The sequence below is a fragment of the Enterobacter sp. DC4 genome, assembly GCF_000568095.1.
GTDB classification, from domain to species: Bacteria; Pseudomonadota; Gammaproteobacteria; order Enterobacterales; family Enterobacteriaceae; genus Enterobacter; species Enterobacter pseudoroggenkampii.
Genome location: NZ_AZUB01000012.1, coordinates 1 through 22910, shown reverse-complemented (window position 1 = coordinate 22910; position 22910 = coordinate 1). Strand labels below are relative to the sequence as shown.

The 22910-nt window shown below is 58.8% G+C and carries 17 protein-coding genes and 1 pseudogene; 10 read left to right on the top strand and 8 right to left on the bottom strand.

Annotated features, from left to right (window positions below; all coding sequences use genetic code 11):
- Window positions 1-112 precede the first annotated feature (112 nt).
- A complete protein-coding gene (gene uhpT, locus P349_RS02275) occupies window positions 113-1504 on the top strand; it encodes a hexose-6-phosphate:phosphate antiporter (protein WP_023309834.1) in 1392 nt (463 codons plus the stop codon).
- Window positions 1505-1567: 63 nt separating this feature from the next.
- Here the strand turns inward: uhpT and P349_RS02280 are convergent, their stop codons facing one another.
- Window positions 1568-2368: an MBL fold metallo-hydrolase gene (locus P349_RS02280; RefSeq protein ID WP_032648538.1), complete on the bottom strand. Its 801-nt coding sequence runs from the start codon at window positions 2366-2368 to the stop codon at window positions 1568-1570.
- 197 nt (window positions 2369-2565) lie between these two features.
- Between P349_RS02280 and P349_RS02285 the strand changes: the two genes are divergently transcribed.
- Together P349_RS02285 and nepI are read left to right on the top strand one after the other, a co-directional pair.
- On the top strand, window positions 2566-3018 hold the full coding sequence (locus P349_RS02285; protein WP_024907368.1) for a DUF1198 domain-containing protein: 453 nt from the start codon (window positions 2566-2568) through the stop codon (window positions 3016-3018).
- Window positions 3019-3120: 102 nt separating this feature from the next.
- Window positions 3121-4311: a purine ribonucleoside efflux pump NepI gene (nepI, locus tag P349_RS02290; protein ID WP_032648535.1), complete on the top strand. Its 1191-nt coding sequence runs from the start codon at window positions 3121-3123 to the stop codon at window positions 4309-4311.
- A 110-nt stretch (window positions 4312-4421) separates the two neighbouring features.
- Here the strand turns inward: nepI and P349_RS02295 are convergent, their stop codons facing one another.
- The 6 genes from P349_RS02295 to P349_RS02320 form a co-directional block, all read right to left on the bottom strand.
- Window positions 4422-5327, bottom strand: coding sequence for an EamA family transporter (locus P349_RS02295; RefSeq protein WP_032648532.1), 906 nt, complete (start codon window positions 5325-5327; stop codon window positions 4422-4424).
- A 145-nt stretch (window positions 5328-5472) separates the two neighbouring features.
- Window positions 5473-6852: a carbohydrate porin gene (locus P349_RS02300; protein ID WP_008500137.1), complete on the bottom strand. Its 1380-nt coding sequence runs from the start codon at window positions 6850-6852 to the stop codon at window positions 5473-5475.
- Window positions 6853-6990: 138 nt separating this feature from the next.
- Window positions 6991-7293 (bottom strand): PTS lactose/cellobiose transporter subunit IIA, encoded by a 303-nt coding sequence (locus P349_RS02305; RefSeq protein WP_193745681.1) that lies wholly within the window; start codon window positions 7291-7293, stop codon window positions 6991-6993.
- Between the two features lie 5 nt (window positions 7294-7298).
- Window positions 7299-8675, bottom strand: a complete 1377-nt coding sequence (locus P349_RS02310) for a glycoside hydrolase family 1 protein (RefSeq protein ID WP_032648527.1) — start codon at window positions 8673-8675, stop codon at window positions 7299-7301.
- Window positions 8676-8692: 17 nt separating this feature from the next.
- Window positions 8693-10018: a PTS sugar transporter subunit IIC gene (locus P349_RS02315; protein ID WP_032648525.1), complete on the bottom strand. Its 1326-nt coding sequence runs from the start codon at window positions 10016-10018 to the stop codon at window positions 8693-8695.
- An 11-nt stretch (window positions 10019-10029) separates the two neighbouring features.
- Window positions 10030-10344 carry a PTS sugar transporter subunit IIB gene (locus tag P349_RS02320; RefSeq protein ID WP_032644367.1) on the bottom strand — a complete coding sequence of 105 codons (315 nt, stop codon included), beginning with the start codon at window positions 10342-10344 and terminating at the stop codon, window positions 10030-10032.
- Between the two features lie 293 nt (window positions 10345-10637).
- Here P349_RS02320 and P349_RS02325 point away from each other — a divergent pair, with 293 nt between their 5' ends.
- Entirely contained in the window at window positions 10638-11588 is a 951-nt protein-coding gene (locus P349_RS02325) for a LacI family DNA-binding transcriptional regulator (RefSeq protein WP_023293714.1), read from the top strand.
- Window positions 11589-11649: 61 nt separating this feature from the next.
- Here the strand turns inward: P349_RS02325 and P349_RS02330 are convergent, their stop codons facing one another.
- Complete coding sequence (locus P349_RS02330; protein WP_032648520.1) at window positions 11650-11946, bottom strand: YicS family protein; 297 nt, start codon at window positions 11944-11946, stop codon at window positions 11650-11652.
- Between the two features lie 141 nt (window positions 11947-12087).
- On the opposite strand from P349_RS02330, the gene P349_RS02335 reads away from it, so the two are divergent.
- From P349_RS02335 to cdiA, 6 genes and pseudogenes are all read left to right on the top strand, one after another.
- On the top strand, window positions 12088-12507 hold the full coding sequence (locus P349_RS02335) for a GNAT family N-acetyltransferase (protein ID WP_032648519.1): 420 nt from the start codon (window positions 12088-12090) through the stop codon (window positions 12505-12507).
- A 147-nt stretch (window positions 12508-12654) separates the two neighbouring features.
- Window positions 12655-13455 (top strand): lipoprotein NlpA, encoded by an 801-nt coding sequence (nlpA, locus tag P349_RS02340; RefSeq protein WP_032648516.1) that lies wholly within the window; start codon window positions 12655-12657, stop codon window positions 13453-13455.
- A 122-nt stretch (window positions 13456-13577) separates the two neighbouring features.
- On the top strand, window positions 13578-14357 hold the full coding sequence (locus P349_RS02345) for an MBL fold metallo-hydrolase (RefSeq protein ID WP_024907363.1): 780 nt from the start codon (window positions 13578-13580) through the stop codon (window positions 14355-14357).
- Window positions 14358-14383: 26 nt separating this feature from the next.
- Window positions 14384-15337: a GlxA family transcriptional regulator gene (locus P349_RS02350; protein ID WP_032648509.1), complete on the top strand. Its 954-nt coding sequence runs from the start codon at window positions 14384-14386 to the stop codon at window positions 15335-15337.
- A 285-nt stretch (window positions 15338-15622) separates the two neighbouring features.
- Window positions 15623-17332 (top strand): ShlB/FhaC/HecB family hemolysin secretion/activation protein, encoded by a 1710-nt coding sequence (locus tag P349_RS0124670; protein WP_443112203.1) that lies wholly within the window; start codon window positions 15623-15625, stop codon window positions 17330-17332.
- A 14-nt stretch (window positions 17333-17346) separates the two neighbouring features.
- Window positions 17347-22910, top strand: a pseudogene (gene cdiA, locus P349_RS0124665) (contact-dependent inhibition toxin CdiA); the annotation flags it as partial.

Sequence of the window (22910 nt, the reverse complement as noted above, 5' to 3'; positions counted from 1 at the left end):
CGAGTGGCGCAAAACTAAGAAATTTTCCCGGTTTCACCTGGACGCTGTCTCAGGCATCTCTCCCGGCTGGTTTTTACAATGCTGCAAAAATCAGCTCAGGAGTAACTCAGTCATGCTGGCCTTCTTAAATCAGGTGCGCAAGCCGACCCTGGATCTGCCGCTCGACGTGCGGCGCAAGATGTGGTTCAAACCGTTCATGCAGTCCTATCTGGTGGTCTTCATCGGCTACCTGACCATGTACCTGATCCGCAAAAACTTTAACATCGCGCAGAACGACATGATCTCCACCTACGGGCTGAGCATGACGCAGCTGGGGATGATTGGCCTGGGCTTCTCCATCACCTACGGCGTGGGTAAAACCGTCGTGTCGTACTACGCGGACGGCAAAAACACCAAGCAGTTCCTGCCGTTTATGCTGATCCTCTCCGCCATCTGTATGCTCGGCTTCAGCGCCAGCATGGGCGCAGGGTCCGTTAGCCTGTTCCTGATGATCGCCTTCTACGCCCTGAGCGGTTTCTTCCAGAGTACCGGCGGGTCGTGCAGCTACTCCACCATCACCAAATGGACGCCGCGCCGCAAGCGTGGTTCGTACCTCGGCATGTGGAACATCTCCCACAACCTCGGCGGTGCCGGTGCGGCTGGCGTGGCGCTGTTTGGCGCTAACTACCTGTTCGACGGCCACGTGATCGGCATGTTTATCTTCCCGTCGATTATCGCCCTGATTGTCGGCTTTATCGGCCTGCGCTACGGTAGTGACTCCCCGGAATCGTACGGCCTCGGCAAAGCCGAAGAGCTGTTCGGCGAGGAGATCAGCGAAGAGGACAAAGAGACCGAAGAAAACGAGATGTCCAAATGGCAGATCTTTGTTGAGTACGTGCTGAAAAACAAAGTGATCTGGCTGCTGTGCTTCTCGAACATCTTCCTCTACGTGGTGCGCATTGGTATCGACCAGTGGTCCACCGTGTACGCCTTCCAGGAGTTGAAGCTCTCTAAAGAGGTGGCGATTCAGGGCTTCACCCTGTTCGAAGTGGGCGCGCTGGTTGGTACCCTGCTGTGGGGCTGGCTCTCCGACCTCGCCAATGGCCGTCGCGCGCTGGTGGCCTGCGTCGCGCTGGCGCTGATTATCGCCACGCTCGGCGTCTACCAGCACGCCAGCAACCAGTACGTTTACCTGGCGTCACTGTTCGCGCTCGGCTTCCTGGTGTTTGGTCCGCAGTTGCTGATTGGCGTGGCAGCAGTGGGCTTCGTCCCGAAAAAAGCGATCGGCGCCGCCGATGGGATTAAGGGCACCTTCGCCTACCTGATCGGCGACAGCTTCGCCAAGCTGGGTCTGGGGATGATTGCTGACGGCACGCCGATTTTCGGCCTCACCGGCTGGGCGGGCACCTTCGCGGCGCTGGATGCAGCAGCGATTGGCTGTATCGTCCTGATGGCGATGGTAGCCGTGCTGGAAGAACGTAAAATTCGCCGTGAGAATCGTGCGCAGAAATTAAAAACAGCCTGAGTGTGCAGGTAACTTCTTTGCCCGGTGTGTGATGCCGGGCTTTTTTATTAGCTGAGTTAAGACCTACCCCAGAACAAAAATATCCCCTGTTGCCGGGGTAACCGCGTCCGGCAACCACAAATTGCCCCATTTACCCGTACAATGGCAGCCCATTATTTTGTCGGGTTGTAGGCAGTGCAGAAACTGCCTGAGTGCCCAGAGCTTACGCGGTGACGCACAGCGAAGATGGAAACCACCGAAAATTGCATGAATATGGTTGATGCCGGTTATTCTCTGACAGTGACGCACAATATCGATCAGACCTCGGTGCCCACAGCCGATAAAAATGACCAGGCCACGGTCAGATTTATAAATTAGAACCCCTTCATCTTTCACATAATCCACATTCGCATTTTTACTACCGATAACACCGTATGCGTGCGGTTTGGCGACAGGGATCTCCCCTGACCATATAAAGCGCTTCCCAATCTGGAGCGGGGTGCTGCTGTACTCCATGCGATAGTGTGAATAATCATTTTTCAGCGACAACTTTTTTAATCTGGCGGTATACCCTGAAAACTGTATTGCCGAGTAGCGCTCGCAGGCCACGTCGGGATGGCAGACGATCCGGCAATTATCCGGTAACCACGGAACGCCGCCGCAATGGTCATAGTGCCCGTGAGAAAGTATAGCTGCGGTCAGGCGGGTCAAATCGACTCCCATCAGAGCTGCGTTATGTATGAAGCTATCATCCGGACCGGTATCAAACAGAATGGAATCATTTTCATCCTGTATAAACAGGCTGAGTCCTGCTTTAGCTCGCAGTAAATTTTTAGCGCCGGGATTAGGTCTGTTCTCCAGCAGGACACTGATTGTTATGGACATGTTCGCTCTTTCCCTGAAGTGAAGATTCGTTACCGCCAGGCATTGACCATACACCGTGTATGTATAATCGTCCCCATAAAAACTAAAACGACTTTCCTGCCGTTTTTCCAGCGCTTTTCCATTCACTATTATGCTTCTACCCGCTGTCGACGCCGTGCGTTTCCCGCTATGATGAGCGGCTAGTCTAAGGAGAACGCATGGTCTGGATAATGCTGGCAACGCTTGCCGTGGTGTTTGTGGTGGGATTTCGCGTCCTGACCTCAGATTCCCGCCGCGCCATCAAACGTTTAAGCGAGCGTCTTGGGATCACTCCGATGCCGGTTGAGTCGATGATCGACCAGTTTGGTAAAACGTCGGGCAATGAGTTTATCCGCTACCTTGAGCGCCCGGACGAAGCGCATCTGCAAAACGCGGCGCAGGTGCTGCTGATCTGGCAGGTCTGCATTGTCGACGGCAGTGAAGAGAACCTGCACACGTGGCACCGCCTGCTGCGTAAAGCCCGCCTGGCCGCGCCGATTACCGATGCGCAAATTCGTCTCGCGCTTGGCTTTATGCGCGAGATGGAGCCCGATCCGCAGGAGCTGAACGCCTTCCAGCTGCGCTATAACCAGCTCTTCCTGCCGGAAGAGGGCGTGTTTTATCTGCACTGATCCCCTGTAAAAACGATAAAAGTTGTCAAATCGTTAAATCCGTCACACTTATGATGATAAACTGCGCGACTTTTCCGCACGTTTTTATCTTCAGGTGACGCCATGACAGAACATATCCAGCCCACGACCAGACCGCAGACCAACGAGGTTTCACGCCCCAACTGGTCAGCCGTTTTCGCCGTGGCGTTCTGCGTCGCCTGCCTGATTACCGTTGAGTTTCTGCCGGTGAGCCTGCTGACGCCGATGGCGCAGGATCTGGGCATTTCCGAGGGCGTGGCGGGTCAGTCCGTTACCGTCACCGCCTTCGTGGCGATGTTCGCCAGCCTGTTTATCACCCAGGTGATTGGCACCATCGACCGCCGTAAAGTGGTCATCCTGTTCAGCGTGCTGCTGACTCTCTCCTGCCTGCTGGTCTCCTTCGCGGAAAGCTTCACCCTGCTGCTGCTCGGGCGCGCCTGCCTGGGGCTGGGATTAGGCGGCTTCTGGGCGATGTCGGCCTCGCTCACCATGCGGCTGGTGCCCGCGCGTACGGTGCCAAAAGCGCTTTCCGTTATCTTCGGTGCGGTTTCCATCGCGCTGGTGATTGCCGCGCCGCTCGGCAGTTTCCTCGGCGGGATCATCGGCTGGCGTAACGTCTTCAACGCGGCGGCGGTGATGGGCCTGCTCTGCATTATCTGGGTGTGGAAGGCGCTGCCGTCCCTGCCGGGTGAAGCGGCGCATCATAAGCAGAACATGTTCAGCCTGCTGAAGCGCCCCGGCGTGCTGGCGGGAATGACCGCGATATTTATGTCCTTTGCCGGGCAGTTTGCCTTCTTCACCTATATCCGCCCGGTGTATATGACCATGGCGGGCTTTGACGTCGACGGCCTGACGCTGGTGCTCCTGAGCTTCGGTATCGCCAGCTTTGTCGGCACGTCGCTGTCGTCTCAGTTCCTGAAGCGCTCCCTGAAGATGGCGCTGGCGGGTGCGCCGCTGGTGCTGGCAGCGAGCGCCACGGTGCTGGTGCTGTGGGGCAGCGACAAGTGGGTCGCGTCTGCCATTGCGATCGTCTGGGGCTTTGCCTTTGCGCTGGTACCGGTGGGCTGGTCGACGTGGATCACCCGCTCGCTTGCCGATCAGGCGGAAAAAGCCGGGTCGATTCAGGTGGCGGTGATCCAGTTGGCGAACACCTGCGGCGCGGCCATTGGCGGCGTGGCGCTCGACCACCTGGGGCTGACGTCACCGCTGGTGATTTCCGGCACGCTGATGCTGCTGACGGCACTGCTGGTGGCGGGGAAGGTGAAGGCGAAGTAGTCAATTTTCCCTCACCCTAACCCTCTCTCCATAGGGGATAGGGGACTGCTCGGTGCGGTATTTTCACCCTCGCCCCTTTGGGGAGAGGGCCGGGGTGAGGGGACTTCAGGCTACGCCGATGTCCTCACCCGTCTTCTTGAATCCATCGAAATCAGCATCACCGACGATACAATCAGCAGCGTTCCCAGCCAGTCAGGCAGGGTGAACGCCACGCCCAGTAAAATCACCGACAGCAACGCGCTGCTCAGCGGTTCGGCGCAGCTCAGAATGCTCGCCTTCGGCCCGCCGATCATCTGCGCGCCTTTCAGGTACAGGCTGAACGTCAGCGCGGTGCCGATCACCACCAGATAGAAAAACGCCAGCAGCAGGCTGCCGTCAATCACGAACGTGGTCCCGCGCCCGGCGTAGAACGGCGTCAGCATTAGCCCGGCAATTAACATACTCCAGCCGACAATCGGCAATGTGCCGTAGCGGGCGATAAGCGTTGACGGATAGGTGGTGTAAAACGCGGCGGCAAACGCCGAGGCGATGCCGAAGAACAGCGCGGCTGGCGAGATGGAGAGCGAGGTTGGGTCGCCGTGGGTCACCAGCAGGAAGGTACCGACAAGCGACGTCATGATGGCCGAAAGCACAAACACGCCGGGACGCTTTTTTCGCGCCAGGGCGAACCACGCCACAATGATGGTCGGCGACAGAAACTGCAGCACGGTAGCGGTCGCAGCGTTGGATTTCTCAATCGTCAGCAGGAAGGTGAGCTGCACGGTGAGCGCGCCGACCAGCGAGAAAAACAGCAGGCTGAGGGCGTCTTTGCGATGTTTGATGACCGAGAAAATCTTGTCGCCGTGAACGAAGGAGAGCGTCAGGAGGATCACGCCGGTAAACAGCAGGCGAACCATGGTCAGGTAAGGCGAAGAAATGTGGCTTTTCTCCATGATGTACTGCGCGCAAACGCCGGAACTGCCCCATAAAACGGCGGCGATCAGAACGTTCAGCATCCCTTTACGTGTGGAACCCATGTTCTCCCCTGCTATGTTGTCGTTAATTCGGTCAACAGCATAGCATGGTTGTGTGCGGCCTGATGCCCTCACCCCGGCCCTCTCCCACGGGGAGAGGGAGAAAACACTAAAAACGGCAACGTTGCGTTGCCGTTTTGCTTTTACCTTAGAACCACGCCTCCCACATTGCGCCGACGTTGAAGTCGTCGAGCGTCTCGTCTTTGGTGTTGTTCACGCGCGCGGTGCGTGCGTTATCCACTTTGCCGCCGGTCACGTAGAAGCGCAGCATCGGACGGAACTCTGGCCCCATGGCGATAGACATGTTCTGCGACAGGGTCAGCTTCCAGCCCTTGTTGTCGCCGCCGTTATCGTAGTCAACGTGCTGCCAGCCTGCTTCCAGCCAGGTGGAGTGAACGTCGTTCCACCAGTGCATCGGGCGCACGATGGCGTTGTAGTTCTTACGGTTGTCGGTCTTATCGCGGCTGTTGTCATAATCGTGGAAGGCGAGGATGTACTCCACCTGCGTGGCCTGGGTGAATTTATACAGCCCTTCGAAGCTGGCGTAGACCGTGGTCAGATCCTCGGTTTTGTTGAACACGCTGTTGTCCGCGTTATCGGAGTAGCGGGCAATCACCTTGTTCACGCCGCTGTCGTTGGTATGGCTCAGCACCACGCCGCCCTGCCAGGCGTTCAGACGCTCATCGCTCTCCACCGCTTTTGAATCAAAGCCGTAGTTGGCGTACAGCTCCAGATCCAGCGGACCGAGCTTCATACCGTGGATTTTAGAGGTGGCCGCGTAGTTACCTTTGTCGCCCGTGCCGGACCCGCCGGTACAGGTGATGCGTGACGGGTTCGCTTCGTCTTCCATCACTTCCGGGCTACAGGATTCCACTGCCGCCACGGCAGCGACGTCAAACTGCACGCCGCCGATATCGAAGTTCTTCACCCCGGCGCCCTGGCCGTCGTGGTTCATCCAGAAGTAATCGTTGATGCCCTGCTGCGGACGCTGGTGGAAGTCGCGACCGGCCCAGAAATAGGCATTCGGGTTGGAGGCCATAATATTGGTCACCCCCGCGTAGGCCTTTTTCAGGTTAACTTCGTCGCCCCAGTGGTCGATCATCACGTTGATGTCCCAGATGGCGCCGTTTTCGCCCTTGAAGGCTTTAGAGAGCTGGAACTCGCCGCCGTTGCCTTCGTTACCCAGACGACCAATTGCGGACGCGCCGTTGTAGGAGCCATCGACCGCCACATATTTCTGATCGGCGGCCTGGAAGTGCGCGCCATAGCGGGCGTAGCCGGTAAATTTAATCCCGAACGGAATCGCCATGTCCGGGGATTGCGCCGCGCTCTGCGGCTCGGTCACCACGTCCGCTTTTTTCGCGACGGCGGCATCCATTTTGGCCTGACGTTCGGCCAGGGCTTTATCCACCGCTTTCGCCACAATGGCGTCGATTTGCTCCTGCGTGAATTCCTGGGCGAGCACGGAAATTGGGCAAAGCGCGGCGATAACCGCCATAGTTAATGGAAGTTTTTTAATCGTATTCATGGTTATCTCAATATAGTTTAATTTTATTCAGACAATAACCATCCCGCTCCGATCTGACAGAATATGTCGCTATCATCAGAACAAGTGGATTTCTAGTTTTAGGTACAGAGGTATTACAGTAATTTATTTCGCCATAGACTATCTCTGATATAAATGAATAATTTCTTCGGATAATTCACGCGTTAATAAGGAGTTCATTAAATGATCCTGCGCGTGCACCATAATTAAGGTCATCGGCTGGCGGGCTTCGCCCGCGTCCTGCTCAATCAGTTTGGTCTGCATCTTGTGCGCCTGACGCGCGTAGCCGTCGGCTTCGCGCAGCAGGCTTTTGGCTTCGTCAATGTTGCCCTGGCGCGCCGCGTGCAGCGCTTCAAAGCACAGGCTGCGGGACTGCCCGGCGTTGACGATAATTTCCATTACGGCTTCTTCTAGTGCGATCATCATCATTACTCTTTATCAAAGCTATTATTTAAGGCGGTGGCGGCAAACCACTCCCCGCTTTTCTTAATGGTGCGCTGCTGCGTCTCCAAATCGAGCTGGATAAATCCGTAGCGATTTTTATAGGCATTACACCACGACCAGTTATCAATAAATGTCCACATATGGTAGCCAAGACAATTACACTCTTCGCTTATGCCTTTATGCAGCCACGTTAAATGCTCAGATATAAAATCAATGCGGTATTGATCGTTAATCTGGCCATTTTCAATAAAACGTTGCTCGTTTTCGACGCCCATGCCGTTTTCAGAAATAAAGCAGCGGGGGTTGCCGTAATTGTCGCGCAGGTTAATCAGAATATCGTAAATACCCGGCGCGTAGATTTCCCAGCCGCGGTAGGGGTTCATCTTGCGGCCCGGCATCTCGTAGCTATCAAAGAACCATTCCGGCATAAACGGCGACTGCGGGTTCACCGCGCTGTCGCGACACTTCACGCGACGCGGCTGATAGTAGTTAATGCCGAGCAGGTCGATTTTCCCTTCCGCAATCAGGAAACCGTCTTCCGGCTTGCAGGCGGGCAGCTGGTCGTAAGATTTCAGCAGCGCCACCAGATCGGCCGGGTATTCGCCGCGCAGGACCGGATCGAGGAAGCTGCGGTTAAACATCAGATCCGCAACGTGCGCCGCCTTCACGTCTGCCGGGTTCTGCGAACGCGGATACGACGGCGTCAGGTTCAACACGATGCCGATCTCCCCCGCGTAGTGCCCGGCGCGGTAGGCCTGAACCGCCTTCGCATGGGCCTGCACCGTGTGATAAGCCACGGTGGCCGCCCGGCGGAAATCCACTACGTTGGGGTAGTGGAAGTCGTACAGATAACCGCCTTCCACCGGCACGATCGGCTCGTTGAAGGTAAACCAGTGCAGCACGCGGTCGCCGAACAGCTCGAAGCAAATCTGCGCATAGCGGGCGTACGCGTCCACTACGTCACGGTTTTCCCAGCCGCCAATTTCCTGCATCGCCATCGGCATGTCGAAATGGAACAGGGTGATAAACGGCGTGATGCCCTGTTCATTCAGCTCATCAATGACCTGATTATAAAAATCGACCGCGTCCGGGTTCACTTCACCGATACCGTCGGGGATCAGGCGCGCCCAGCTAATCGAGGTACGAAAGCTGTTGTGGTTCAGCTGTTTCAACAGCTGAATGTCCGTTTTCCAGTACTGATAAAACGTGGAGGTCTGCTGCGGCCCCACGCCGTTGTGAAAACGGTTCGGCTCGCGGGCAAACCAGTAATCCCACGTGGTTTCCCCCTCTCTTGCCCCTTCCGTCTGGAGAGCGGAGCTTGCGCTGCCCCACCAGAAGTTATCGGGAAATGCGTATTTCATGACTCTTCCTCTTTGACTTAATTGCTGGCGGCTTCAGCGTTGCCGACGGTTGCCTGGGCCTTCTGCTCTTCGTTTTTGATGAGCGTACGCTCATAGGCGCGCAGGAACGGCAGGTACATCAGCGCGGACATCACCATGCAGACCAGGCACATCACCACCGGGCTGAGCGCCCAGTTTGCCGCCCATGAGGCGCCAATCGGTGCAGGGGTGGTCCACGGGGTCAACGACACAACCTGTGCCAGCCAGCCGAGTTTGGTTGCGCCGTACGCCAGGCAGGCGTTGACCAGCGGAACGCACACGAACGGGATAAACAGCATCGGGTTCATGATGATCGGCGCGCCGAACAGGATCGGTTCGTTGATGTTAAAGAAGCTTGGCACCACGCCCATTTTGCCGATGGTGCGCAGATGGGTAACGCGGCTGCGCAGCAGCAGGAACGCCAGCGGCAGGGTAGAGCCTACGCCGCCAATCAGCAGGTAGTGATCCCAGAAGCCCTGCAGGTAAACGTGCGGCAGCGCCGCGCCTGCGGCCAGCGCCGCCTGGTTTGCCGAGAGGTTGGCCATCCAGAACGGGTTCATGATGCCGGTGACAATCAGCGAGCCGTGGATACCCGCGAACCAGAAGATCTGGCACAGCAGCACGGAGAGCAGAATGGCGGGCAGGGAGTCAGACGCGGACACCAGCGGCTCCAGCAGGTGCATGATCGCCTGCGGGATAATCATCCCGGTCTGCGCTTCAATGAACAGGTTCAGCGGGTGCAGGGTACCGATCACCACCATCACCGGGATCAGGATCTCAAACGAACGCGCCACGCCGGTGGGCACTTCTTTCGGCAGGCGAATGGTGACGTTGTTCTGCTTCAGCCACGCATAGACGCGGGTGGAGTAGATGGCGGTGATAAGCGCGGTGAAGATGCCCTGGCCGGAGAGATACTGGGTCGAGATTTTGCCGTCGGCATAGGGCGCGGCGACCAGCAGGAAGGCCATAAAGGCCAGCAGGCCGGACATTACCGGGTCAAGGTTGAACTGACGCCCCAGGCTCGCTCCAATCCCCACCGAGATGAAGAAGGTCATCACGCCCATGCTGAGGTTAAACGGCAGCATCAGCTGCTCGCGGTAGGTCTGGGAGAAATCCAGCCAGCCGCGGGCGAAGCTGTTGGTGGTATCCGCCGAGAACGGCGGGAAGATAAACACCAGCATAAACGAGCCGATGATCATGAACGGCAGCGCGGCGGTAAAGCCGTCGCGGATGGCAATCACGTACTTTTGCTGGCCCAGCTTTGCGGCCAGCGGGGTAATTGACTGCTCAATCACCGCGACCATGGATTGATATAACGAACTCATGTGAACACCTTTTAGTGTGCCGCTTCGATGAGCGACAGAGCATAGTCCAGTACCTTATCGCCACGCTGCATGCCGTAGTCCATCATGTCGATGGGCTGCACCGGAATGCCATGCGTCGCCGCCTTGTCTGAGAGTGTCTGTAACATGTATTTCACTTGCGGTCCGAGAAGTACCACCTGGTATTGCGGAAACTGCGTATCAAATTCGGAAACACCGTACGCATCAATCTTCACCGGCAAACCACGTTCTTTCGCGACATCGACCATTTTGCTGACCAGCAGGCTGGTGGACATCCCGGCAGAGCAGCACAGCATAATCTTGAACATCGACAACCATCCTCTAAATGTAAATAGTTATTGCGAGGATGATTGGACATGATACGGAAACCGGTTTCCATTCATAAAAGACAGAACTGTGACAGCCATCAAGGTCAAATACTTATGAGGCTAATTAACCGGATGTAGGTCACATAATTTGGCTGTTTTGACATCATTTGGAGTGGAAACGGAAAATCGGTTTCCATGGAAAACGGAAACGGATATACTCCGCTCTGGCTATAATGTGAGCCGAAGCGGTCATGGAATTTGCAGGCGCGAGGTAAGCCTGCCAGGGGAAAGAGATGTCGACAATCAATGATGTATCACGTCTTGCCGGGGTGTCTAAAGCCACGGTATCGCGAGTGTTGAGTGGGTCGCGTGGCGTAAAGGAAGCCAGCCGTCAGGCCGTTCTGAAGGCAGTGGATGAGCTTAACTACCGGCCTAATGTGATTGCCCAGTCGCTGCTGAGCCAGTCTACGGGCTGTATCGGGGTGATTTGCGCCCAGGAAAACATTAACCAGACCACCGGTTATCTCTACGCGCTGGAAAAACAGCTCAGCCAGCATCAAAAACACCTGCTGCTGCGTTTCGCGCACAGCAAAGCGGAAGTGATGCACGCTCTTGAGGAACTCTCCTGCGGGCTTTGCGATGACATCCTGGTGATTGGCGCGCGTTTCCCGCTGGACGTCGACATGGACAACGTCATTCTGGTGGACTGCATGGAGTCTGATAATTCCAACAGCATCCAGTTCGATCACGCCTTTGCCGCCGAAACCGCCTGTAACTACCTGACCAGCCAGGGGCGACGCCAGATTGCCCTGATCCATCCGCACGGCAGCGGTTTTGCTGACCAGGTGCTGCTCGGCTACAAGCACGCGCTGGAGAAAAATTTCCTGCCCTTTAATCGCAACCTTGTGTTCATGGACGCGACCTCGTCGTCCGTTGCGCTACAGGAGCTGCTGAATAACGCCAGCACGCTGAACTTCAACGCGCTGCTGGTGGCGGACGAGCAGGAAGCCCAGCGGGTGATCCCGCAGCTGCAGGCGTTTAATAAATCCGTGCCGGACGACATTATGGTCTTTAGCCTGGCCGGATCGCTGCACCTGCCGGGTATTCCGGTGATCCCGGCGATTGAATATTCAATGGATGCGATGGCGGCGCGTATCGTGAGTTGGCTGACGGAGAAAACGCAGATGCTGGGCTCGTATGTGCTGCGCGGGGATTTGATCATTCCAGACGTGCGTAAGCGTTAAAAATGTTGTGTAGGCCGGGTAAGGCGCAGCCGCCACCCGGCGAGAAGCACGTTTCCAGCCCTCAATAATCTTCCATACAATCCACCTGACCAATCGCCGCCCAGTAGGCATCCAGGTTGTCGCGCTTCACGGCGGTGATGGCATTTTTGATCAGCAGCTGATTGGCCTCTGACGACAAAATCATCGCCTGCCAGGCCTTATCGCTCTGCTTTTTCTGTGGCGTACAGGTTTTCTTTATATCTTTCAGGACCTGCTGCTTAATCTGCGCCTCTTTCGCCGGATCCTCCTTTTCCTGAGCATGGGCAAACGCGGCGAAGAGCAGACAAACCAGCAGGCAGACCAGATGCGCAGCTTTCATCAACAACCCCCATTAGAAGTCACAGGCTTCCCATGAAATATATCGTTACATTCAGTGTAGCGACGCCAGCCGAAAGTATGAATTTTCTCCGTAAAGTATCTGTGAGATAGTCAAACAGCACACAAAAACAGGGAGAACGCCATGCAACTGAGCATTACCAATACGGTTACGCAGCAGGAAAAAGAAGAGTTATTCGTGGGGCTGCGTGCCTACAACGCGCAATTTTTGGATATGGCGACCTTTAGCGGCGATATTGGCGTTTACGTTCGTGACGAGAATGGCGTGATGCTAGGCGGGTTAATCGGCGTGCGCAAAGGCGACTGGCTGAATATTGATTACCTCTGGGTGAGCGATACCGTGCGCGGAACCGGCGTGGGCAGCCAGCTCATCAAAACGGCTGAAGATGAAGCCAGACGCAAAGGCTGCAAGCACGCGCTGGTCGATACCGCCAGCTTCCAGGCGCGTCCGTTCTATGAAAAGCAGGGGTACCAGCTGCAGATGTCTTTGCAGGATTATCCTTATCCGGGCATGCAGCGGCATTATCTGGCGAAAGCCCTTTAAGCCCTGAATCCGTAGGCCGAGTAAGCGCAGCGCCACCCGGCCATACCCGCATATAACCGATCCTTCTTATTGATTCTTTTTCGGTTTTTATTTCCCCGCCTCGTTGTCGATATAGTCACTACAACATTCAGCAAAAGGAACTGTCTTGTGAAACGTCGATTGGGTGCTCTGGTACTGGCTGGCCTGCTGCTGGCAGGGTGCGATCAAAGTGGCAGCGATGCCAAACACATTAAAGTCGGCGTCATCAACGGCGCTGAACAGGACGTGGCGGAAGTCGCCAAAAAGGTGGCAAAAGAGAAATATGGCCTGGACGTGGAGCTGGTGGGCTTCAGCGGCTCGCTGTTGCCTAACGATGCCACCAACCAGGGGGAACTGGATGCCAACGTCTTCCAGCATCGCCCGTTCCTTGAAGAAGATAACAAGGCGCATGGCTACAAGCTGGTGGCCGTGGCGAACACCTTTGTTTTCCCGATGGCCGGCTATTCCCGCAAAATCAAATCCGTGTCTGACCTGAAGGACGGGGCAACCATTGCCATTCCAAACGACCCGACCAACCTGGGCCGCGCGCTGCTGCTGTTGCAAAAAGAGAAGCTCATTACCCTGAAGCCGAATACCGGGCTGCTGCCGACCGCGCTGGATATTACCGCCAACCCTAAGCAGCTGAAAATTATGGAGCTGGAAGGGGCGCAGCTGCCGCGCGTGTTGGACGACCCGAAAGTGGATGTCGCCATCATCAGCACCACCTATATCCAGCAAACCGGGCTGTCACCGGTGCATGACAGCGTCTTTATTGAAGACAAAAACTCGCCGTACGTGAACATCGTGGTGACGCGCGAAGACAACAAGGACGCGGAGAATGTGAAGGCGTTTATCCAGTCGTATCAGTCACCTGAAGTGGCAAAAGCGGCTGAGACGATCTTTAACGGTGGTGCAGTGCCGGGCTGGTAAACGATGTGACAGAAAACGGGTTGCTTCTCTTGGCCCGATTCCATCGGTAATCGCCCTTTAACCCACAGCGTCAATTGCGACGGCTGGCTATCCTCCTTATCACACCAACAGGAGGATAGCCCATGAACATTACCCACATTCGCAACGCCACTCAGCTGATTTCCTATGCCGGAAAACGTCTTTTAATCGACCCGATGCTGGCCCCAAAGGGTGCTTATCCGGGCTTCCCGGGTACGGCGTATGCCGAACGCCGTAACCCGACGGTTGAACTCCCCGTTGACGTCAACACGCTGCTGGACGCCGACGCGGTGATCGTCACCCATACCCATGACGATCACTGGGATCGCGCCGCGGCGGAGCTGATCGCCAAAGACAAACCGATTTACGTGCAAAACGACCGTGACGCCGCGCTGCTGCGCAGCCAGGGATTTAACAACCTGACGGTCATGACCGACGCGACCACCTTCGGCGATATTCAGATTACGAAAACCCGCGGCGGCCAGCACGGGACCGATCGCGCTTATGCCGTGCCGGAGCTGGCGGAGCGGCTGGGTGAGGCCTGTGGCGTGGTGCTGCGTCATCCTGATGAGAAGACGCTCTATCTTGCAGGGGATACCGTCTGGCGTGACGAGGTAGCGGCCGATCTGCAAAAGCACCAGCCGGACGTGGTGGTACTGAACGCCGGCTATGCCCACGTCATTGGTTTTGGGCCCATTATTATGGGGCAGGAGGACGTGCTTAACGTTCATTTCCTGCTGCCGCAGGCTAAAATTGTGGCGAGCCATATGGAGGCCATTAACCACTGCCTGTTGACCCGCAGCGCGCTGCGTGAGTACGTTGAAGCTAATCAGGTGAGTGACGCAGTGAGCATTCCCCAGGATGGCGAAACCGTTATATTCTGAGTGCGTTAAAGGGAAAGGAGAGACAGATGTCGCTAATCAACGTCGCGATTGTCGCGGTAGACGGGTTCAGCCCGTTTCACTACTCCGTTCCCTGCATTCTGTTTGGCGATTCGGTCTCCGGCGAAAAGCGCTTTAACGTAACGATTTGCGCCGAAACGCCGGGGTTCCTTACCTCAAAAGACGGATTTGCTCTCAACGCCACGCAGGATTTTACCGCCATTGGGCAGGCCGATATTGTTGTCGTTCCCTACTGGCAGCACGTTCTGGAACGCCCGCCGCAGGTGCTGCTCGACAGCCTGGTGCAGGCGAGAGACCACGGTGCAGAAATCGTCGGGCTGTGTCTGGGATCGTTTGTGCTGGCCTGGGCGGGGATCCTCGACGGCAAACGTGCGGCCACCCACTGGGAGTTCGAACGTCAGTTTCAGTCGCTCTTCCCGAACGTTCAGCTGGATATTAATGCCCTTTACGTGGATGACGGCAATATCATCACCTCCGCCGGTACTGCCGCTGCCCTCGACTGCTGCCTGTATATCATTCGCCAGCGCTTTGGCAGCGTGATTGCTAACCAGATTGCCCGTCGGATGATTGTTCCGCCCCACCGCGAGGGCGGGCAGGCGCAGTTCATCGCCCAGCCGGTACCCAAAGATACCCGCGACGGACGCATTAACTGCCTCATCGACTACCTACAGCAGCACATCACCGAACCGCATAGCCTGGACTCCCTGGCGGAGGTGGTTTCGATGAGTCGCCGCACCCTGACCCGTCATTTTATTAAAGCCACGGGATTGAGCGTCGCCGACTGGCTTACCGCCGAACGCCTGCGGCGCAGCCAGATTTTGCTTGAAGCCGGAAATATGCCGATTGAGCGCGTGGCCGAGCTGGTGGGATTTAATTCCGCCGTCACCTGGCGACAGCAGTTTAAAGCACGTTTTGGGGTGAGCCCCGCAGAATGGCGAAAAACGTTTCGTCTTCATACCTAATGTATTACGGCTAACTCAAGATTTAAGGGTGAGTTAAATTATTTCTCATATTTTCTTAATCAACCTCTCACTTTTCTGAAAAAGTATTTTCTTTGATGTCCCTTAAAGCAAATTAGATATACTCGCATTAAGAATGGTCCTATATTTCGGAAATATTAATTGCGAATAAATTTTGTGGCATGGATGAATAGCAATAAAATAAAAAAAATAATAATTTCATTAGCAAATTATATTGTTTTTATCTTATCGGTTGCGCTTTTTTCAGCGAGCGTGAACGCTGCCCCCTTGTCACCAGCCGATCGCGATTCCATTCAACAGCAACAGCAGCAGCTTTTATTACAGAACCAGCAACAGCGTGAAGAGCTGGAGCGCAGTATTCCTCGCCCCGCGCCTGCCAGACCGCTGCCTGTTACCGGCTCCGGACCCTGTTTCACCATTCATACCATTACCCTTTCCGGTGCGACCTTAATCTCCCCGAAAACCCGGCAGACCCTTGTCGCGCCGTGGCAGGGCCGCTGTCTGGATATGGCGAAAATAACGGAACTTCTCGCCCATATTTCTGACTGGTATATCAGCCGGGGCTATATCACCAGCCGCGCTTTTCTTACCGAGCAGGATCTCTCCGGCGGCTGTCTGGATATGGCGAAAATAACGGAACTTCTCGCCCATATTTCTGACTGGTATATCAGCCGGGGCTATATCACCAGCCGCGCTTTTCTTACCGAGCAGGATCTCTCCGGCGGCCAGCTGAATATTGTTGTGCTGGAAGGTCGGCTGGAAGCGATCCGTCTGGAAGGCGAAACGCCGCGCATGCTGAAAATGGCGTTTCCGGGACGGGTGGGCGGCATTCTTAATTTACGCGACATCGAACAGGGCATGGAGCAAATTAACCGTTTGCGTACCGAGCCGGTTCAGATTGAAATTCTTCCGGGGACGCAGGCCGGATATTCCATCGTTAATCTCACGGCAAAACCGGAATTTCCCTTAAGTGCATCCGTAAGCCTGGATAATAGCGGGCAGAAGAGTACCGGGGAAGATCAATTGAGTGGCGTGCTCACCGCCAATAATATGCTGGGGCTGGCGGATAAATGGTTTGTCAGCGGCGGGCGCAGCAGTGATTTTGCCAGCGCGTACGATGCGCAGAATTTCCAGGCGGGCGTCAGCGTGCCGTTTGGTTACGGATTACTGGACTACAGCTACGCCTGGAGTAACTACCGGACCACCATCAGTAACCAGGGGTTCAACTGGCTCTCCACGGGCGATACCAAAACCCACCGCGTTAACGTGTCATGGGTGGTCTTCCGCAACGGGGATGTCAAAACCGGCATTGCGGCAGGCGTGGTTCAGCGCTCCAGCCGCAACTGGCTTAACGACGCGCCGCTTCAGAGCAGCACGCGCAACCTCTCCAGCCTGGTCCTGGGCATTACGCATACGCAAAAAATGCTGGGCGGCGTGGCGACCTTCAACCCGACCTGGAGCCACGGCATGCCGTGGTTCAATGCCGAAACCGACGAAGATAAGTCCGGGGATATGCCGCGGGCGGAATTCCGCAAATGGAGTCTGAACGCCAGCTTCCAGCGTCCTGTCACCCGTAACGCGTGGTGGCTGACCAGCGCCTACGGCCAGTGGTCGCCCGACCGGCTGTACGGCTCCGAGCGCCTGACGCTCGGCGGCGAAAGCTCCGTGCGCGGTTTTAAAGAGCAGTACCTGTCCGGGGACAACGGCGGCTACTGGCGTAACGAGCTGGGGTATTCCCTCTTCACCCTCCCGGTGATTGGTGCGGTGAGCGCAACGGTCGCCGTTGACGGCGGCTGGCTGGAAAAAGACCGCCAGGACCGCTTTGCCTCCGGCACGTTATGGGGTGGCTCGGTGGGGCTGAGCAGCGCAGGGCGCTGGTACAGCAGCCAGATTTCGGTCGGTACGCCTTTGCACTACCCCGACTGGCTCGGCCCGGATCATGTGAGCGTTAACTGGCGCATTGCCTTCATGCTTTAAGAGACTCTACGACTATGGATACCCGCCACCCACCCGTTCGTTTCTCGCAGCGTCTGATCAGCTGGATTGTCTGCAGCCTGATGGTCTGGCAGCCGATGGCACCTGCCGTCGCGGCGGCGCTTACGCCGACCGGGCAGACCACGGTCGATCGGGCGGGGAACGGGGTGCCGGTCGTCAACATCGCCACGCCCAACGGGGCGGGTATCTCGCATAACCAGTTCGGTGAGTATAATGTCGGCAAAGAGGGGCTTATCCTCAACAACGGCACGGACCGTTTAACCCAGACCCAACTGGGCGGGCTTATCCAGAACAACCCCAACCTGCAGGCCGGCCGGGAAGCGAAAGGCATCATCAACGAAGTCACGGGAGCTAACCGCTCGCAGCTGCAGGGCTATACGGAAGTCGCCGGCAAGGCGGCAAACGTTATGGTGGCCAACCCGTACGGCATCACCTGTAACGGGTGCGGATTTATCAACACCCCGAACGTCACCCTGGCCACCGGGAAACCGCAGTTCGACGCCAGCGGTAACCTGCAGGCGCTGGAAGTGACGAAAGGCGCCATCACGGTTGAAGGCCAGGGGCTGGATGCCAGCAAGAGCGACGCGCTGTCGATCATTGCGCGCGCGACGGAAGTGAACGCCGCGATACATGCGAACGACCTGACGGTAACGGCAGGGGCGAACCGCGTGGGCGCAGACGGCAGCGTCAAACCGATTGCCGGTGAGGGCGCCGCGCCCGTGGTGGCCGTGGATACCGGCGCGCTCGGCGGGATGTATGCCAACCGTATCCGCCTGGTCTCCAGCGAGACGGGCGTGGGGGTGAACCTCGGTAACCTCACCGCGCGCCAGGGCGACATTCAGCTGGATGCGGGCGGCAAACTGACGGTCACGAACAGCCTGGCCAGCGGCTCGATTACCGCGAATGGCGCGGGAGTGGTCCTCAACGGCAGCCATCAGGCCGGGGGCGCGCTGAATGTAACCAGCTCGCAGGATGTGGAACTCAATAACAGCACGCTCGCCAGCCAGGGCGATATGCGCCTTTCCGCTGCGGGGAAAGTGCAGACGACGGGCGGCGGGACAAACAGCGCGGGGGCGCTTGCGGTGAGCAGCGGGCAGGGGATGACGCTCAGCAATACCTCCCTGGTCTCCCGCGGCGCGGCGACGCTGGACAGTAAAGATACCCTGACCGTCAACGGCGGCGGCGTGTCGGCACAGGGCGGGGCGCTGACCGTCACGAGCAGTCAGGGTACAGCGCTTGCGGATGCGACGCTGACGGGCCAGGCCGACACTGCGCTGTCCACCGGTGGCAGCCTGACGCAGCGCGGCGGCAGCGTCACCAGCAAAGGCGCGCTCAGCGTGGCGGCCGGAAAAGATATCACGCTGACGAATACCCGCAGCGGTAGCGATACCCGGGCGACGCTCAGCAGCGGCGGTACGCTGACATCCACGGGCAGTGCGGTCTCGGCAGGAGAGAGTCTGGCCCTGAGCGGCGGACAGCTGGTGCTGGACGGCCAGAGCCGGGCCGATGCCACGGGCGATATCCGCCTGACGGGCAGCACCGTCAGTAACCAGGGCCAGGTGAATGCGGGGCGAGACGTTGCGCTCTCCGGCGACAGGGTGTCCAACGGTGGCCAGCTGGCGGCGAAAGGCCATCTGGACGTGAACGCCGGAGACCTGACGAACGGCGGCACGGCGCAGGGTAACGACGTCACCCTCAGGGGGCAGACGGTCACCAATAACGGCACCCTGCAGAGCGCCGGTAACCTGGCGTTAAGCGCCGGAACCCTGGAGCAGCGGGGCACGCTGAGCGCGAAGGGCAATGCAAACGTCACGGCGCAGCAGACCCTGCGTAACGACGGCAGCCTGCTGGCTGACGGCGCGATGGACGTGACCGCAGGCTCGCTTGAGCAGAACGGCATCCTGTCCGGCGCGACGGCGCTGACGGCGCAGGCCGGCACCCTGACCAGCGGTCAGGCGTCCCGTACCACCAGCCAGGGCAATGTACAGATTTCCGCGACCCGCAGCGCCAGCCTGAACGGGCAAACGGACGCGGCGGGGGCCTTAACCGTCAGCACCGGCGACCTGACTACCGGCCAGGATGCGCATCTGCAGAGCGGGCAGGGGCTTACCCTGCAGGCGCAGAATGCCGCGCTGAACGGCACGCAGGCGGCGAAGGGGGCCCTGTCGGTGACGGCGGGCACGATTGCGCACGCCGGGAAATCCACCGGTGACACGCTGAGTTTTAACGCGACCGGCGACCTGACCAGCGGCGGTGAGCTTACCGCCAGCGCCATCGCGCTCAGCGGACAGAACATCCTTCAGTCCGGCATCGCAAAAGCGGATCGCATGACCCTGACGGCCCCCGGGCGCATCACCAGCAGCGGTACGCTGGTTGCCGGTACGCTGGCGCTGGACGCTGCCTCGGTGGAGAACAGTGGACTGCTGCAGGGGACCACCCTGCTCGGCCTGAAGACCGGGTCACTCACGAACCTCGCGGGCGGGTCGGTCTACAGCACGCAGGATTTAACGCTGAACGTTCCGGTGCTGGCTAACAGCGGGCTTATCACCACTGACGGCACATTGCGCCTCCGGGGTGACACGCTGACAAACCTGGGGGAAATCAACGGCGTCAGCCTGAACAGTGACTACCTCAGCCTGACCAACGCCGATACCGGACGCCTGCTGGCGGACGACCGGCTCACCCTGAACGGCACTGCGTTTGCTAACGCGGGCAATATAGCGGCCAGCGACCTGCACATCACGGCGGACAGCCTGCAAAACCAGGGCACCGTCGGGGGGGACTCGGCGCTGACGCTCGGCGTGGCAGACCTCACTAACCGTGGCGCGCTGCGCAGCAGCGGAACGCTGACGCTCGGCGGTGAAACGCTGGCCAACAGCGGCGAGCTCAGCGCCACCGCCCTGCTGCTGAACCTGACCCGACAGGCCAGCAACGATGCCGGTGGGCGAGTGATTGCCCGGAACGGCCTGACGCTGACCGCCGCCAGCCTGACGAACAGCGGGCTGATGGCCGGTACCGACGCGCAGTTTAACAGCGCGTCGGTGACCAACGGCGGCACGCTGCAGGGGACACATTCCCTCACGGCGACCGGGGCACAGCTCAGCAACCAGCATGCGGGCATGCTGCTCTCCGGCGGCGCGCTCGACCTGCACCACACCACCCTGAACAACGCCGGGCTGCTGCAGGGCAATACCCTGAACCTGGCCACCGGCGAGTGGAACAACACCGGTAATGCGCTGGGTGAAGCGGGTATCACTGCGGCGGTGACGGGCGCGTTGACCAACAGCGGCAAGGTGCTCAGCCAGCAGGCGGCGGACGTCCAGGCCGGCAGTACCGATAACCGGGGCCAACTGCTGGCAAAAGTGCTGACCCTGCGGGGCGACCTGCAGAACAGCGGTCTGCTTCAGGGGAGCAGCACGCTGGCCTGGTCCGGGAACACCTTCACGAACCAGGCTCAGGGCCAGGTGACGGGCGGCGATACCCTGACCCTGAGCGGACAAACCCTCAGCAACGCGGGCAGCCTTCAGGGGCGCAGCGCGACGCTTGAGGCCGGGAACCTGAATAACCAGGGCAGCATTCAGACGCTGGACGCCCTGACGCTTTCCACGACCGGCAGGCTGGATAACACTGGCGCCCTGCTCAGCCAGAACCTGTTCACGCTGACGGCGGCGCAGCTGTTCAACGACGGCCAGCTGGCCGGGAAAGCGCTCACGGTGAAGGCCGCGCAGCTGAACAACACCGGGATTCTTCAGGGCAACGACACGCTGGCGCTGACCACCCGCGCGCTGAGCAACGGCGCCACCGGGCAGCTGGTGAGCGGCAGTCCTCTGGACTTATCCCTCGACACGCTCGATAACGCCGGTCTGCTGCTGGTGAACGGCGGGTTCACCCTGCGGGGCAGCGACCTGACGAACCGGGGCGATATTCAGGCGCAGAGCCTGGATTTGGGCCTGAGCAATGCCCTGACCAATACCGGGAACATCGTTGCCACCGAAGATGCCGCGCTTAACGCGACGACGCTGACCAGCAGCGGCACGGTGGCGGGCAAAACGCTGACCGCAGGCGGTACTGAGCTGCGCAACAGCGGCCTGATGCAGGGCAGCAACGCAGTTAACGCCACCGCCGACCGCTTTATCAACGAGCTGAACGGTAAATGGCTCTCCGGCGGCGGCTTCACGCTGACGGGCGGACAGCTGACCAACGCCGGTACGCTGCAGGGTGCGACGCTGGGCATGACCGGCACCGCCCTCACCAACAGCGGCACGGTGAACGGGCAGACGGGACTCAGCGGCACGCTCAGCGGGGCGTTAACCAATACCGGGCTGCTGCAGAGCGGCGGCGCGACTGCCTTCACCGCGGATACCCTGGCGAACCCGGGGCGCATCACGGGCGGTACGCTGTCCCTCACTGCCCGCGATATGAACAACGGCGGTCTGATGCAGGGAACGAACGGCCTGGCGCTCACCGGTACCACGCTGACCACGGGCGCGACCTCGCGCACCCTCTCCGGCGGCATGCTGACGCTGGATGCAGGCCAGCTGACCACGCAGGGCACGCTGCAGGGGAACGGCGCGGACATCAGCGCCAGCGACTGGACGCACGGCGGGTCTCTGCTCAGCCAGGGAACGCTGACGGCCACGACCGGCGGCACGCTGACCTCAACCGGCTCGCTGATGAGCCAGGGCCGGGCGGATATCACCGCTCAGACGCTGGATAACCGCGGGCAGCTCCTCAGCGAGGGTGATGTGACGCTCGGCGGCAGCACGCTTAAAAACAGCGGCACCGTGCAGGGGAACACCCTTACGCTGAGTCAGAGCAGCATTAACAACCAGGGCACCCTGACCGGTCTGCAGAGCCTGACCGTTCAGGGGCAGCAGCGGCTGATGGCGCGCATGGCGATGGCCGCGCCTCAGCAGGAGCTGATCAACGTCGCAGGCGGTAAGCTTCTCACCCAGGGTACTCTGACGATTGCGTCCGGCGCGGTGACCAACGCCGGCAGCTGGCAGGCACAGAACATCCTGCTTAACGCCCGGTCGCTCACCAACAGCGGCGCGGTGCAGAGCGCCGACGCGCTGCAGATGACGCTGGCCGATACGCTCACCGGAACCGCAGGCAGCAGGATCACCGCGCTGGGTGCGGCGACGCTGCAGGCCGCGACGCTGGCGAACCAGGGCCAGTGGGCGGCGAAAAACCTGACGCTGACAGGCGGCACGCTCAGCAACAGCGGCGCCATCAGCGGCGTGAATGGCCTGACCCTCAGCCAGACCGGCGCGGTCAGCCAGCAGTCTGGCGGCACCCTGCTGTCCGGCGGGGCGCTGAACATCACGGCGGCCTCCGTCACCAGCGACGGCAAAATGCAGGGGGGCACGCTCGGCATCACCACCGGGGCGCTCACCAACAACGGTCGTCTGCAGGGCGATAACGGCGCGACGCTGGCCCTCAGCGGGACGCTGACCAACAACAGCGGAGGCGAAATCGTCAGCCGCGATGCGCTGACGCTGACCACGCCCGCGCTGTTTAACTACGGCCTGATCCAGGGCGGCGGTGAGACGCGGGTGAC